Source organism: Qipengyuania sp. SM2507 (assembly GCF_053714505.1).
Genome location: NZ_CM132307.1, coordinates 2,417,068 through 2,431,499, shown reverse-complemented (window position 1 = coordinate 2,431,499; position 14,432 = coordinate 2,417,068). Strand labels below are relative to the sequence as shown.

11 protein-coding genes and 1 tRNA gene are annotated in these 14,432 nt (G+C 62.3%); 7 read left to right on the top strand and 5 right to left on the bottom strand.

Annotated elements, in window-relative coordinates:
* Positions 1-46: 46 nt before the first annotated feature.
* Entirely contained in the window at positions 47-934 is an 888-nt protein-coding gene (locus tag ACWIKC_RS11840; protein WP_454597697.1) for a dienelactone hydrolase family protein, read from the top strand.
* A gap of 39 nt (positions 935-973) precedes the next feature.
* Here ACWIKC_RS11840 and ACWIKC_RS11835 read toward each other — a convergent pair whose 3' ends face one another.
* A complete protein-coding gene (locus ACWIKC_RS11835) occupies positions 974-3,115 on the bottom strand; it encodes a PQQ-dependent dehydrogenase, methanol/ethanol family (protein ID WP_454599494.1) in 2,142 nt (713 codons plus the stop codon).
* Between the two features lie 181 nt (positions 3,116-3,296).
* Between ACWIKC_RS11835 and ACWIKC_RS11830 the strand changes: the two genes are divergently transcribed.
* Entirely contained in the window at positions 3,297-4,316 is a 1,020-nt protein-coding gene (locus ACWIKC_RS11830) for an SPFH domain-containing protein (protein WP_454597696.1), read from the top strand.
* Positions 4,317-4,323: 7 nt separating this feature from the next.
* On the top strand, positions 4,324-4,794 hold the full coding sequence (locus ACWIKC_RS11825; RefSeq protein ID WP_454597695.1) for an NfeD family protein: 471 nt from the start codon (positions 4,324-4,326) through the stop codon (positions 4,792-4,794).
* Between the two features lie 15 nt (positions 4,795-4,809).
* Here the strand turns inward: ACWIKC_RS11825 and ACWIKC_RS11820 are convergent, their stop codons facing one another.
* Positions 4,810-5,760 carry a complex I NDUFA9 subunit family protein gene (locus ACWIKC_RS11820; protein ID WP_454597694.1) on the bottom strand — a complete coding sequence of 317 codons (951 nt, stop codon included), beginning with the start codon at positions 5,758-5,760 and terminating at the stop codon, positions 4,810-4,812.
* A gap of 195 nt (positions 5,761-5,955) precedes the next feature.
* Between ACWIKC_RS11820 and ACWIKC_RS11815 the strand changes: the two genes are divergently transcribed.
* Positions 5,956-6,042, top strand: a tRNA-Leu gene (locus ACWIKC_RS11815).
* 166 nt (positions 6,043-6,208) lie between these two features.
* Positions 6,209-7,432: a tyrosine-type recombinase/integrase gene (locus ACWIKC_RS11810; RefSeq protein WP_454597693.1), complete on the top strand. Its 1,224-nt coding sequence runs from the start codon at positions 6,209-6,211 to the stop codon at positions 7,430-7,432.
* A gap of 138 nt (positions 7,433-7,570) precedes the next feature.
* On the opposite strand, the gene ACWIKC_RS11805 is transcribed toward ACWIKC_RS11810, so the two are convergent.
* The 3 genes from ACWIKC_RS11805 to ACWIKC_RS11795 form a co-directional block, all read right to left on the bottom strand.
* Positions 7,571-7,762: a DUF6961 family protein gene (locus ACWIKC_RS11805; protein ID WP_454597692.1), complete on the bottom strand. Its 192-nt coding sequence runs from the start codon at positions 7,760-7,762 to the stop codon at positions 7,571-7,573.
* Positions 7,756-8,307 carry a thermonuclease family protein gene (locus ACWIKC_RS11800; protein WP_454597691.1) on the bottom strand — a complete coding sequence of 184 codons (552 nt, stop codon included), beginning with the start codon at positions 8,305-8,307 and terminating at the stop codon, positions 7,756-7,758. The genes ACWIKC_RS11805 and ACWIKC_RS11800 overlap by 7 nt, the downstream gene beginning before the upstream one ends.
* Positions 8,308-8,370: 63 nt before the next feature.
* Positions 8,371-8,955 carry a lytic transglycosylase domain-containing protein gene (locus ACWIKC_RS11795; protein WP_454599493.1) on the bottom strand — a complete coding sequence of 195 codons (585 nt, stop codon included), beginning with the start codon at positions 8,953-8,955 and terminating at the stop codon, positions 8,371-8,373.
* A 137-nt stretch (positions 8,956-9,092) separates the two neighbouring features.
* On the opposite strand from ACWIKC_RS11795, the gene ACWIKC_RS11790 reads away from it, so the two are divergent.
* Together ACWIKC_RS11790 and ACWIKC_RS11785 are read left to right on the top strand one after the other, a co-directional pair.
* Positions 9,093-10,007 carry a DUF7146 domain-containing protein gene (locus ACWIKC_RS11790; RefSeq protein ID WP_454597690.1) on the top strand — a complete coding sequence of 305 codons (915 nt, stop codon included), beginning with the start codon at positions 9,093-9,095 and terminating at the stop codon, positions 10,005-10,007.
* Between the two features lie 78 nt (positions 10,008-10,085).
* Positions 10,086-14,333 (top strand): strawberry notch-like NTP hydrolase domain-containing protein, encoded by a 4,248-nt coding sequence (locus tag ACWIKC_RS11785; RefSeq protein ID WP_454597689.1) that lies wholly within the window; start codon positions 10,086-10,088, stop codon positions 14,331-14,333.
* Positions 14,334-14,432 lie beyond the last annotated feature (99 nt).

The following is a 14,432-nucleotide window of genomic DNA, read 5'->3' as shown; positions in this document are numbered from 1 at the left end:
ATAGGGGCCGACGCTAAAGGCTGACGACAACACGAGGAGAGTGACGATGTGCAAGGACGGTGAATTCGACGGACGCAACCTGCCGCGCTTCAACAGGCGGCAATTCGCCGTGCTGAGCGGCTCCGCGGCGCTCGCCGCCTGCACCGGGATGGACGGCGGCGTCGGCGATGCCGCGCTGGGCGGCGGCGGGCTGGCCGAAAGCTCGGTGACGATCGCGACCCCCGATGGCCAGGCCGATGCCTTCTTCGTCCACCCCGCCAGCGGTCGCCATCCGGCGGTGGTGGTCTGGCCGGATATCGCTGGCCTGCGCGACGCCTTCCGGATGATGGCGCGGCGGCTGGCCGAGCGCGGCTATGCGGTGCTGGTGGTCAATCCCTATTACCGCGATGTCGCTGGCGAGCAGTTCGAGGATTTCGCCGCTTTCCGCGCAGGCGGCGGTTTCGGCAAGGTCGGCCCGTGGCGGGGCAAGCTCACCGCCGAACCGATCATGCGCGATGCGCGCGCGATCGTCGGCTGGCTCGACCGGCAGGCCAGCGTCGATACCGCGCGCGGCATCGGCACGCAGGGTTATTGCATGGGCGGACCGTTCACGGTGTGGACCGCAGCGGCTGTGCCTTCGCGGGTCGAGGCGGCGGCGAGCTTCCACGGCGGCGGTCTGGTCGTCGAGGACAATCCCATGAGCCCGCATGCGCTGCTCGAGGGCACCCCCGAGACCGGCTATATCTTCGCCATTTCGCAGGACGACGATGCGGAAGGCCCCGAGGTCAAGACGGTGCTGCGCCAGACCGCGCAGGCGGCGAACGTCAGCGCCGAGGTCGAGGTCTATCCCGCCGACCACGGCTGGACCGTGCCTGATTCCCCGGCCTACGACCGGACGCAGGCCGAGCGGGCCTGGGCTAACCTGCTGGCGCTCTACACCGCCCGGCTCGGCTGACGCGGGGCGGCGCGCAGGCCTAAGCCCGAAATTTGGGGGCTAGCGCGCCGCCACCCGTTCGCTTTTCGCCGTTTCCGCTTCCATCGCCTTGTCCTGGTTGGCGCGGAAGATGATGTAGGCGCGGATCGCGTCGATCTGTTCCTTGGTCAGCGATTGCGCGAAGCTGGCCATGCCGTTTCTCGACAGTACGCCGTCGTGGACCACCGCGAGGAAGGCGTCCCGGTTCGACAGCGTGCCGCTGCGCCGCAGATCGGGCAGCACGGTCGAGCCCACTGCGGCGGGCGCGTGGCACACCGCGCAATAGCGGGCATAATGCTTGCCGCCCTCGGCAATGGTGGCGGCGCTGGCGCGGCTGGGCGGCGGATCGAGCGGCAGGCTGGCTAGCTCGGGCATCTCGGGCAGCGCGCCGTCGGCGCCCAGCTTGAACACCAGCAGCCGGCTGATGTTGCGCACCGGGCCCTGATCGTCGATCAGCCCGCCATCGGCGGAAATGGAATAGGCGCCGCCCCAGCCGGCAAGCACCGCGACATATTGCTCGCCTGCAACGGTATAGGTGATCGGCGGAGCGACGATCCCGGTCTGCGCCGCAAAGCTCCACAGCTTGCTGCCGTCGGCGGCGTCATAGGCGCTGAATTCGCTCGAGGAATTGCCCTGGAACACGAGGCCCCCGCCGGTGGCGAGCAGGCCGCCGTTCCACGGACCGGGGAATTCCACCTCCCAGCGCGCCTCCTGTTTGACCGGGTCCCAGGCGAGCAGCTTGCCCTTGACCGTGCCATAGACCTCGCGGCGGATGCCCAGATCGGGCGGCAGATCGCCCGCGCCCAGATCGAAGCCGACGTTGAAGCCGCGCGCGCGGTCGGGCTTCCAGTTGGCCTCGGGGGCGTAGATCGTCGCCGCCTCGAACGCCGGGATATAGACCAGCCCTTCGCCGGGGTGCCAGGCCATCGGGTGCCAATTGTGGCCGCCCAGCGGGCCGGGCATGACCATCGCGGGCTTGCCGGTCACATCGATCCGCGCCGCCTCGTTCTGGATCGGACGCCCCTCGGCATCGATCCCCGAAGCCCAGTTCTGCGGGATATAGGCCTTGGCGGAGATGAATTCGCCGGTCGCGCGGTCGAGCACGTAGAAGAAGCCGTTCTTGGGCGCCTGCATCAGCACCTGCCGCTCCTCGCCATCGATTGCGATATCCGCGAGGATGATGTGCTGGGTGGCGGTGTAGTCCCAGGTTTCGCCCGGCGTCGTCTGGTAGTGCCAGACATATTCGCCGGTATCTGGGCGGATCGCGACGATGCTGGAGAGATAGAGATTGTCGCCCTCGCCGCGGCCATCGGGACCGGGGCTGCGATAGGCGCGGTTCCACGGGCTGCCATTGCCGACGCCGATGTAGAGCAGGTCGAGTTCGGGGTCGTAGGCCATCGAATCCCATACCGTACCGCCACCGCCGATTCCGGTATCGCTGCCGAGCACATCGCCGCTCCAGGTGGCGGCGGCGGCTTTGAGATATTCGGGCGCCTCGGAATCCTCGTCCTCGTCGCCTTCGGGCACGGTGTAGAAGCGCCACAGTTCCGCGCCATCGGCCGCGTCATAGGCGGCGATATAGCCGCGCACGCCGAATTCGGCGCCGCCATTGCCGATCAGCACCTTGCCATCGATCACGCGCGGCGCGCCGGTGATGGTGTAGGACTGGTCCTGATCGACGGTGACCTTCTCCCATTCGACCGCCCCGGTGTCGCGGTCGAGCGCGACCAGCCGCCCGTCGAGCGTGCCCAGGAACAACCGGTCGCCCCAGGCGGCAAGCCCGCGATTGACCACGTCGCAGCAGGCCTTGACCGCGGTTTCGCCGGGCACCTCGGGATCATACTCCCACAGGGGTTCGCCCGTCGCCGCGTCGTAGGCTTTTACTTTGCTCCAGGCGGTGGTGACGTAGAGCTTGCCATCCATCACCAGCGGTGTGGCCTCCTGCCCGCGCGCGGTGTCCATATCGGCGAACCAGGCGAGACCCAGCTCGCCCACATTGTCGCGGTTCACCTGGTCGAGCGGCGAGAAGCGCTGTTCGGAATAGGTGCGCCCGTGGGTGATCCAATTGGCCCAGTCGTCGCCCGCATTGACGAGGCTGATGGCGTCGATCCCGCCGTCGCTTTCCTGCGATAGCATGTCGCCGCAGCCCGCCAGCGCGAGCATCGCCAGAGCGGCGTATCCCAGATTTCGCATGTCACCCTCTCCCCGGGCGCCGGTGTCCGGTCGCCTCTCGGTTGCCACCCTGCCGCGACGCGCAGGACTTGTCCATCAGGCCGAAACGTTTTCGATTATGCCCGAGGCGCGCGATGGGGTAGGCTCGCCTTCAACAAGGAGAGCGAATGCGATGGGTGGTCTGATTTTTATGGCGCTGGCGGTGCTGGTGCTGTTCATCTTCCTGGTGATGGCGGTCACGGTCGTCAAACAGGGCTACGTCTACACCATCGAACGGCTGGGCAAATACACCATCGCGGCCGAGCCGGGCCTCCACCTGATCATCCCGCTGATCGATCGCGTCGGGCGCAAGGTCAATGTGATGGAGCAAGTGCTCGACATCCCCGGTCAGGAAATCATCACCGCCGACAACGCCATGGTCGGGGTCGATGCGGTGGTCTTCTTCCAGGTGCTCGATGCGGGCAAGGCCGCCTATGAAGTCTCCAATCTCTACCAGGCGATCATGGCGCTCACCACGACCAATCTGCGCACGGTGATGGGCAGCATGGATCTCGACGAGACGCTGTCCAAGCGCGACGAGATCAACGCGCGGCTGCTCTCGGTGGTCGATCACGCGACCTCGCCCTGGGGAGTCAAGATCACCCGCGTCGAGATCAAGGACATCCGCCCGCCGCTCGACATCTCCGAGGCGATGGCGCGGCAGATGAAGGCCGAGCGTTTGAAGCGCGCCGAAATCCTCGAGGCCGAGGGCGACCGCGCGTCGAGCATCCTGCGCGCCGAGGGCGACAAGCAGTCTGCGATCCTCAAGGCCGAGGGCAAGCGCGAGGCGGCCTTCCGCGACGCCGAGGCGCGCGAGCGTGCGGCGCAGGCCGAGGCCAAGGCGACCGAGCTGGTTTCCGATGCCATCGCCCAGTCGGGCAACCAGGCGATCAATTATTTCGTCGCGCAGGAATACACCAAGGCGATCGGCAAATTCGCCGACAGCCCCAACGCCAAGACCATCCTGTTCCCGGTCGAGGCGACCCAGCTGATCGGCTCGCTGGGCGGGATCGGCGAGCTGGTGCGCGGCACATTCGGCGACAATCAGGGCACGGTCGATACCGGGACCCCGATACCCCAGCCGCGCCCGCAACGCCCGCAGCCGGTACGCCGCGCGAGCGTGCCTTCCTCCAACGACCCCTCGCAGGGCTGAGGGCCAAGTGGACGGGATCGAGGCCCATTGGTTCTGGTTCGCTGCGGGGCTGATCCTGGCGGGGCTCGAGATGGTCGTGCCGGGGGTATATCTGATGTGGCTGGCGATGGCCGCGCTGGCGACCGGGGTGATCACGCTGGTCGCGCTGCCTTCGCTCGCCGTTCAGGTCACCAGCTTCATTTTCCTCTCGCTGATCTTCGCCTTCTCCGCGCGGCGGATGCTGCGCGACCGTCCGATCGTCAGCTCGGATCCGCTGCTCAACAATCGCGGCGGGCGGCTGACCGGCCAGACCGCGCTGGTCACGCAGGCGCTGGTCTCGGGCAGCGGGCGGATAAAGGTCGGCGACAGCGAATGGATCGCGCGCGGCCCGGACATGGCGGTAGGCGAGCGGGTGCGGATCACCGGCAGCGACGGGTCGGAGCTGCTGGTCGAGCCTGTCGGGCTGATTATCGACCAGGACCCCGCGGGCAAGGCCTGACGCCGGGCGCGATGGTCAGGAGGCGGCGCGGTCGGAAAAGCGCCCCTGGCGGCGATAGCGCACCATCCATTTGTCGAGGAACAGGTCCAGCGGCTTGGGTGTGATCCCGAGCTGCTCGAAGCCGGGCTGCTTGCCCGAGACCACGCTGCCCTGTTTGAGCAATTCCCACTGATCGCTGCCCATCGGCGTGCCGGGGAGCGCGGCGAAGGCGCCCGAGACCGCATCGGGCATCGCCAGGAAGGTGCGCTTGCGCCGCTGCGCGGCGGCGATCCGGCGGTTGATCTCCATCATGGTCAGCCGCTCGGGGCCACCCAGCTCGAAGATCTGGCCGCCGTGCTGGCCGGGATCCTCGAGCGCCACCGCGACCGCTTCGGCGACGTCGTCGACATAGACCAGCTGCAGCTCGGCCTCGGGGCCGAACACCGGCAGCACCGGCACGAAGCGGATCATCTGCGCGAACATCGAGAGGAAGGCGTCGTCCTTGCCGAACAGGATCGAGGGTCGCAGGATCGTCGCCTGCGGGAAGGCCTCGCGCACGCGATCCTCGCCAAGCTTCTTGGCGGCGGCGTATTCGATTTCGGGCGCGCCATCGGGCTGCTCGGCGATGGCGCTGACATGGACGAAGCTGGTGGCGCCGGTTGCGGCGGCGGCCTCGGCCATCCAGCCCGCACTCTCGCCCATGATCTGGCGCAGATTGCCGTCGAAGGCGCCGACCAGATTGACCACCGCATCGGCCCCGGCGATGACATTGTCGACGCTGTGGCGGTCGGTGACATCGCAGCGCGCAAACTGGATCTGGCCGAGATTGGCGAGCGGTTTGAGATTGAACGCGCGCTCCGGGTGGCGACTGGCGATCCGCAGCCGCGCGCCGCGCGCGAGCATCGCCTGCGCCACGTAATTGCCGATGAAGCCGCTCCCGCCCATCAGTACTACGAGTTTACCGTTCAACGCGCTTTTGCTCGTCATGCTCGTCCTTCGTTCGTTTGCCCCGCCGCCCTAGCCGCAAGCACGCCGCGCTCGCAAGCGTTCCGCGCTCGTGGACGGCTGGGGGCAGGTTGGGGGAGGGCGACGCGAAGTCGATTGACAAGGGTCCCCCGCCTTCGCTAGTGGCCCGCGCCTACCGACGGCACCGGACCAAGACGACCGGATTGCCGCAAACGTGCCCAGATGGCGGAATTGGTAGACGCACCAGCTTCAGGTGCTGGCGATCGCAAGGTCGTGGAGGTTCGAGTCCTCTTCTGGGCACCATTTGTTCTTCTCTTGTTCTCCCAGATAATCTATAAAACCCGCAGAAACCCTAGGGATTTGGCCCTTTGGTAGTTCCGGATCGTCCCGTTTGTTCTCGGGGGTTCCAGACATTTTTGCGGGCCTTTTGCGGGCCTTTGCGAAAACCACATTTGGAAAAGGCCCGCAAATGCCTCTGACCGAAACGCGGCTCCGCGCTCTCAAGACGAAAGACAAACCTTACAAGGTCGCTGACCAGCGAGGCCTTTATATTGAGGTTACCCCAGCCGGTGGCAAACACTGGCGATTTCGATACCGGCTCGGCAAGCTCGAGAAGAAGCTCGTAATCGGGAGCTACCCGGAGGTCAGCCTGAAAGAGGCGCGTGACGCGACCTACGAAGCAAGGCAGACTGTTGCATCAGGCGGGGATCCTGCCTTCGACAAACGGAAGAAAAAGATCCGCGAGGAGTTCCTGTCTGCCCAGACCTTCGAAGCCGTTGCCCGCGAATACATCGAACAGATGATGGTGCAGAATGGCCGTGCCGAAGGAACGATCATCAAGGCAAATTACTTCCTCGATCAGCTTGCGCCGGCCATCGGCAACCGACCAATTCATGAGATTGAGCCGTTTGAGGTTCTTGCTCCGCTCAAGCGTCTGGAAGCCAGTGGGAAGCACGAGACTGCAAAGAAGACTCGCTCCTTTGCAGGCAGGGTCTTTCGTTATGGCGTCGCCACGACCCGGTGCAAATCCGATCCGACGAGCATGCTCAAGGGTGCTTTGATCACGCCGCGGGCTACGCATTACGCAGCGATCCTCGAGCCCAAGGAGCTTGGTGGGCTTTTACGTGCGATAGACGACTACACCGGCCATCTGATCACAAGGTTCGCGTTGCAGATCGCGCCTCATGTCTTTGTTCGCCCGGGTGAACTGCGACATGCCGAATGGCGCGAGATCGATCTAGTAGACCGGGTTTGGAAAATCCCGGCAGGCAAGATGAAAGCGCGGCGCACGCACGCGGTTCCGCTTTCGACGCAAGTCATCGTCTATCTAACCGACCTCGCTGAATTGCTGGGCCAGGATGGCTACGTGTTTCCCTCGGCACGCACCTCGCAGCGCCCGATGAGCGAGAACTCCCTAAACGCAGCATTCCGCAGGATGGGTTACTCTAAGGAGGAAGTTACTGCGCACGGCTTGAGGGCAACCGCATCGACATTTCTGAACGAGTCCGGGCTCTGGAATCCGGACGCGATCGAGCGCGCACTGGCACATGGCGATAGCAATGTCGTGCGCGGCATCTACCACCGGGGTAAGCACTGGGACGAGCGGGTGCGTATGGCCCAGTGGTGGAGCGACTACCTCGACGAACTCCGGTCAGGCGGAAAGGTCATAAAGGCCAAATTTGCAAAAGGCTGAGCAAATAAATTGCAATGCTAATCAGCCAAAACAGGACTTGAGGCTCAGGAGCAACCCGAGCAGTGACACTGACGCGAGCAAACCGAACTCAATCCTGACTCCCAGATCTGCAAGCCATTTGCGCATCGCTACAAGGCCTCAGTTTGTGGCGTTCTGGCAATTGAGCTGATCGAAACGGCCCGCGATTGCTTTCCAGGTTTCTACGCCTGCCTCATCGCCCTCGTTTGCCAATCGTTTAACTTGCTCTGCCATGTAAGCAGGGCCTGCTGCACCGTGGTTCTTTTCAACCCACAGCGCGACAGCCCAAAGTTCTTGGTCGCGGTTCAGCACCAAGGTTCGCGTCTCCCAGTCCAGGTCCGCGCTAATCCTTCGCTGACCAGCTGATCGCCGAGTGACCGACCATCGCGGATCACGACCCGCAGTTTGCGCCCGTACTGGTCTTTATCCCGGTTTCCGATGGTCCTGAGCTCGAAGGGCCCAACATTGAGCAGATCGACCAATCGATATGTCGCTCGCATTCCAAGCTCATATTCGTAGTCGCATCTAGGCTGGCTGATTTCTGGAGTGTCGATGTCAGCGATGCGGATCTTGTTCCCATCAAGCCAAAAAGTATCGCCATCGACGACACATGTCCGCCTGACCGTGCCGCATATCGCAAATTGTGGAGAGCTTGCTTGTTGAAATAGCGTCTGGGGCTGTTGCTCGACGTCTGCAACTCTCTCGTTCCCGACTGGCCAGTTCAGCGCCAGCATCCCTGCCGCGAGTATTACTGAGAATGCCCCAAAGCCCAACATAATCTCCCTACGCAACTTGCGGCGCTTTTTTGCTTTCAAAGCTTTGCGAAAGTCGAACGGCTCACCAGGTGCTTCACTCACTGGCGCCGTCCGAGCTCACTATGCAATTCCCCTCAGACAATAGCCATAAATCAGGCCGTTTCTTCAATTGTATGTGCCAATTGCGCGCCATCTTGCCAACACTGTTCTGACGTACTGCGGTGTTTCACCGTTTTTCGGAATACCCTGTGATCGGGACACAGCACCCGGACCGGCATTATAAGCGGCCAAAGCCAGGTGGACCGCTTCGAAGCGTTTTAACATATCGCGCAGATAGCGCGCGCCGCCGTTGATCGAAGCGATGGGATCATGTCGATTTCGAACACCCAGTTCCCGCGCAGTGCCAGGCATGAGTTGGGCAAGTCCGGCCGCACCCGCCGGACTGACAGCCATTGGATTGAAGCGCGACTCGGTCCAAATCAGAGCGCGCAGCAAGTTGGTTGGCAGGCCGTATTGGCGTTCAGCCTCGGCGATCGCTGCCATGTACAAACCTTCCCGGTAGGAAACATCTGCTCGATTACTTTTATAGACTGCAGGGAGGTGCTGCCTGACGGACACTTCCTCGCCTTTCGGTTGCATGATGGCATGTTCGAAGAGGCTGAACTCCTGAGCACTTGCTGGGTGAAACGCAATCACGATCAAGCCCGCAAAGGCAATCGCTAGTCTCGTCAAACGTTTGGGGGCAGTCATCTCGTTCATTGCTCCATTGCTTCGAATCGAAATGGAACATACATAGAACATACGCCTGTAGGAAAGCGGCAGATGCTAACCTAAGAAGAGGAGAGGAGGCGTGTTGAAGGGGCCACTTCGCAAGCTGAGGAGCTCGCATGTCTCTCTATGTCCAAACTCATCCCACTTCATCCCTTGCCGAGACCGCTCGCAACATTTGCGAATCACGCGGGGGAAAATGGTCGGGAACAAAGGGCATGGCCTGCTGTCCTGCGCATGATGATCGCACGCCCTCGCTTGGCGTGTCGCTCGGGCGACACGCTATACTCTTCCATTGCTTTGCTGGCTGCGATCAGCAGGCCGTGCTTTCCGCTCTGGCAGGCGAAGGTTTCGGCGCGGCCACATTATTTACAGGCTCGAAGAATACCGATCATTCCGAGCCAAACAGGTCTCGCAAGCCGTCAGCAGCAGCGCTGAGAATCTGGCGCGAAGCCGATCCGTTGCGTGCCAGTCCCGCAAAGGCCTATCTCGAAAGTCGCGGACTTTTGGCTGCATCCCCGGCGCTTCGCTTCCATCCTCGAACACCGCTTGGGCCCAAGGGTCGCACGCGCTTCCTTCCAGCAATGATTGCAGCGGTCAGTCTCGATGAGGGGCCAATTGCCATCCACCGCACGTTCCTGTCGCAGCAGTCCCCTGCGAAAGCTGCCTTCGACAAACCGAAACGCGCGCTGGGTTCTCTCGGCGAAGCTGCTGTCCGCCTCTTTGCACCGGCTGCTGGCAGGCTTGGACTTGCCGAGGGAATAGAAAGCGCGATGTCAGCCTATGCGCTTACCGGCATTCCGTGCTGGGCTACACTGGGCAACGAGCGGTTTGGTCTCGTGACCATTCCTGAGAGCGTCACCGAGCTTCATCTGTTTGTGGACAATGACGCTGGCGGCGAGCTTGCTGCCACACGTGGCCTCGCTGCTTACGCCCGGGATGGTCGGACGATCCAGGTCCGCAAACCTCGCTCAAGTGATACCGATTGGAACGACGAACTACTGGCATGGCTGCGCCGTAAGACGGCGCGTTGAGAGGAGAGAAGGCTTTTTGAATTTCTGATCCGGCAGAGGGCGCATGTCCCGATGCCTCAACCAGGAGGACGATTTGCCATGTTTCACTCAGACCTATTTTCCGAAAACCAGCAACTGCATTCAATTCCGCTGACATACACCATTGGCGCCAAAATTGGCGAACATCTCGCATCTGGTCGTCATCTCACGCGAGCCGATATCTCGGCCCTGTTCTCACAAAAGACCGGAGTGCAGGACTGGGGAAGCGCATGGACAATTGACGACTATAACAACGCCGCCGAGATTGGAGCACTGCTCTGGTTGCGCGATCATTCGCGGATCGACCTGACGACACGCATGCGCGAAGCGGAAGCGCGCTTCGACTGGCTCGACGCAGCACTGCCGCCCCGGCATGTTCGAAGCGAAGCTCAGGTTGAACTCCAGCAGTTTTCAACTCCGCCGATGCTGGCCTGGCTAATGGCCAAGGCCGCTGTCATTTCTCCGCAAGACTCCATGCTCGAGCCATCTTCCGGTAATGGTGCAATCGCGATTTGGATGAGTGCTCATCAGGCATCTTTGCAGCTCAACGAGATCGATTTCGCCAGGCGGAACAATTTGAGGCATATCTTTCCAGAGGCTCAAATAACCGCACACGATGGCGAGCTGATCGCCGATTTGCATCGCGGTCCGGCCCCCTCCGTAGTGCTGATGAACCCTCCTTTTGCCCGCAGCCAGGAGCGCGGCCAAGATGGCGCTTCTGCTCACCGTCATCTGCGCAGCGCGATCCGGACTTGTGCTACCGGCGGCAGGATCGTCGCGATCATGCCCGAAAGCTTCAACGCATCGCGCTTTCGCGATGCAGAAAGCGATACCTCGCTCTGTCTCGATGTCAGCTTGCAGCAGATGTTTTCCCGAACGGGCACGGGAATCGCCGTGCGGATGGTCGTGTTCGACAAAATTCCGAGCTCTGCGGTTTCAGCGATCACAGGCGATACGGCAAACCTTGTCCAACTCGATCACCTTCTCACAACACTCCCACCTCGCGCGCCGAGTTCCGCAAGCGTCCACCATCCGGGGATGCGCAGCTCGTTGCGCTCGCAAGCCAAAGTACCAAAGAATATCCCAGCGATTAGGCCGTCGGCGCCGTTTGCTTCGGAACGAAGCTCCGCAACCGACGTGGCCGAACTAGGCTATTCCGCGCTCACCGAGTCCGCACCGGTGCCCGAGCAAACAGGCATCTATCTCCCCTATCGCCCCAGCCGCATTAGGTTTGCCAATGCTCCGGCGCATCCGACACCTCTCGTTGAATCGGTCGCTATGGGATCGGTCACGGCCCCGATTCCCGAAGCGCGCCCGCTTCTTCCTGCAAACTGGCAGACAGACTGCCTGCTGTCCGAAGCGCAATGCGAGACACTCATCTATGCTGCGCAGGCGTTTGCGCGCGACCTGCCAGGTCAATTCCGGCCGAGCCAGGAAGGCACCATGCTTGAGCTCACCGAGGACGGCAGCTCCTACCGCCAAGGCTTTTTCCTCGGCGATGGGACCGGAGCGGGCAAGGGACGGCAGATCGCCGGCATTATCATGGACCGATGGCTCTCGGGCGCGCGCCGCCATATCTGGATCACAAAGAATGAAGCATTGCTTGAGGACGCTCGCCGCGACTGGGAGGCGCTTGGTGGGATGGCGCTCGACATCCAGCCGCTTTCGCGCTGGAAAATCGGACAGCCCGTTACGATGCCTGAGGGTATTCTCTTCGTAACTTACCCGACGCTGCGGTCAGGACGCGCCGAAGATACCCGGCTTGACCAGATCCTCGCTTGGGCGGCCGCGGAATTTGCCGGTGTGATTGCCTTTGACGAGGCGCATGCCATGGCAAACGCCCTCGGCTCATCGAGCACGCGCGGTAAGCTCAAGGGCTCAGAGCAGGGTATGGCGGGCCTCCGGCTACAGAACAATCTGCCGCGCGCCCGCGTTCTCTATGCCTCGGCCACCGGTGCATCGGATATCGCCAATCTTGGTTACACCGCCCGGCTTGGCTTGTGGGGACCGGAAACCGCATTCCCGACCCACGAGGCGTTCATTACCGACATCCGTGCTGGCGGGGTCGCAGCGATGGAACTCGTAGCCCGCGATCTCAAGGCCCAGGGCCTCTATCTTGCCCGCGCGCTGTCCTTCGCCGGGGTCGAGTACGATATTCTCGAGCACAAGCTGACCGAAGCACAGGAGCGAATCTATGACGCCTATGCCGAGGCTTGGGCAATCATTCACCGCAACCTCGAAGCGGCGCTCGAGGCAACGCGGGTGGTCGACGAGGACAGCGGCGATACGCTGAACCGCAACGCAAAAGCTGCTGCACTTTCGATATTTGAAGGCACGAAGCAGCGCTTCTTTGCACAGCTCCTGCTATCGATGAAACTGCCGAGCCTTATCCCAGCCATGGAAGAAGCGCTTGGCGAGGAGAATTCGGTGGTCGTGCAGCTGGTTTCAACGTCAGAGGCCATGCTTGACCGGCGTCTCGCCGACCTTTCTGACGACGAACGCGAAGCGCTCGATATTGACTTGTCCCCGCGTGAATATGTCATCGACTATCTCGCCAAGAGCTTTCCCGTACGCCTAATGCAGGTCTTCACCGACGAGGACGGCAATCTGCGGTCAGAAGCGATGAGCGATGACGAGGGCAACCCCGTCATTTGCGCGCGCGCTATTGCAGCGCGCGATGCTCTCGTTGAACAGCTTTGTGCTTTGCCGCCAATTGCGACCGCGCTCGATGCGATCATCGAGCATTTCGGGACCGAAGCCGTAGCCGAGGTCACAGGGAGGACCCGAAGGCTTGTTATCGGCCGCGATCACCAGCAGCGCGTCGAACGGCGAAGCCAGAGCGCCAACGTGGCTGAAGCGCAGAGCTTCATGGAAGGGACCAAGCGCATCCTTGTCTTTTCCGATGCAGGGGGGACTGGGCGGTCCTACCATGCCGATCTCGGGTGCCAGAACCAGCAACGTCGTGTGCATTTCCTGCTCGAGCCGGGATGGCGTGCTGACAACGCGATCCAGGGGCTAGGACGGACCAACCGCACCAACCAGGTATCGTCTCCGCTCTTCCGCCCCGTGACGACCGATGTGAAGGGCGAACGCCGCTTCATTTCGACAATCGCGCGCAGACTCGATGCTCTGGGTGCCCTCACGCGCGGGCAGCGTCAAACCGGGGGTCAGAATCTGTTCGATCCAGCTGACAATCTCGAGAGCGACTATGCCCGCGATGCGCTCACCCGCTGGTTCCAGCTGCTTTATGACGGAAAGCTCGAGGCCACGAGCTTCGGTGACTTCGCCCTACGCACCGGTCTCCGTCTCGAGAATCCCGATGGCGGGCTGACTGACAACCTGCCGACCGTCCAGCGTTGGCTAAACCGTATCCTCGCGCTGCCGATTGCGCTTCAGAACGCCATCTTCGATGAATATCTGGGACTGGTCGAAGCGCGAATTGAGGCCGCTCGCGAAGCCGGATCCCTCGATCTCGGTCTGGAAACAGTTCGCGTTGACAGTTTCGAAGTCCTTGGGGATGAACTTCTGCGTGCCGATCCTGTCACTGGCGCAGAAACCCGCCTCGTTTCGCTCGAAGTGAAGCGGCACCTTCGCCCCTTGCGTTTTAAGCGTCTCGTCCGGATGCACGAAATAGGAACCCGGCATGCCATCCCCTTGCGCAATGCGCGCTCAGGCAAAATTGCACTCTCGGTTCCAGCCCGGCGGTTCTTTGCGGACGATGGCGCTGTGATTGAACGCCGGCGGCTCCTGCGCCCGCTTAAATCGGCCAACTGGACGTGTGACGCGCTCCGTGAAAGCCTGTGGGAAGAGATCGGCGTGACCGAGTTCGCGAAAGCTTGGCGAACCGAAGAAGAGCAGGCCGCGAACTCACCCGTCACCGAGCGGGTCCATCTTGCTACCGGACTCTTGCTACCAGTGTGGAAACGCTTACCGGGCGATCATGTTCGCGTCACCCGGCTCGTTGCTGAAGACGGCCAGTCGATCATCGGCCGGGAAGTCCTCGACATCGACCTGGCGAAGATCGCCGAAACCTTTGGCCTAGTCGCGGTAACCGGCCCCGCACCTGACGAACTCGGGAAGCTCGTTCTTGCAAGCGGGACTCCGCAGCCACTCGCAAGTCATGACGCTCTCACGGTCAAACGCTCGCTGGTCGGAGGCGAGCAACGGCTCGAACTCACTGGCTACGCGCCGGATCGGCTCGACTGGTACAAGACCAAGGGCTGCTTCACCGAGATCATCAGGTATCGCACACGGCTGTTCGTGCCGGTCTCTAAGGCGTCGTCCGTCCTGCCTGCACTGGCAGCCTGATCCCGTGGATGGGTCCGGACCAAAAGATGAGAGTGGAGAGAGCCCTTTGGGCTTGTGGGCCTTGTGATCGTCACATGCGCCTTCATCCCATCAGGAGAA

Bases quoted from the DNA above. Each gene is read 5' to 3' on its own strand.
- ACWIKC_RS11840 (WP_454597697.1), top strand. From the start codon at position 47: ATGTGCAAGGACGGTGAATTCGACGGACGCAACCTGCCGCGCTTCAAC.
- ACWIKC_RS11835 (WP_454599494.1), bottom strand. From the start codon at position 3,115: ATGCTCGCGCTGGCGGGCTGCGGCGACATGCTATCGCAGGAAAGCGAC.
- ACWIKC_RS11830 (WP_454597696.1), top strand. From the start codon at position 3,297: ATGGGTGGTCTGATTTTTATGGCGCTGGCGGTGCTGGTGCTGTTCATC.
- ACWIKC_RS11820 (WP_454597694.1), bottom strand. From the start codon at position 5,760: ATGACGAGCAAAAGCGCGTTGAACGGTAAACTCGTAGTACTGATGGGC.
- ACWIKC_RS11810 (WP_454597693.1), top strand. From the start codon at position 6,209: ATGCCTCTGACCGAAACGCGGCTCCGCGCTCTCAAGACGAAAGACAAA.
- ACWIKC_RS11795 (WP_454599493.1), bottom strand. From the start codon at position 8,955: ATGACTGCCCCCAAACGTTTGACGAGACTAGCGATTGCCTTTGCGGGC.
- ACWIKC_RS11790 (WP_454597690.1), top strand. From the start codon at position 9,093: ATGTCTCTCTATGTCCAAACTCATCCCACTTCATCCCTTGCCGAGACC.
- ACWIKC_RS11785 (WP_454597689.1), top strand. From the start codon at position 10,086: ATGTTTCACTCAGACCTATTTTCCGAAAACCAGCAACTGCATTCAATT.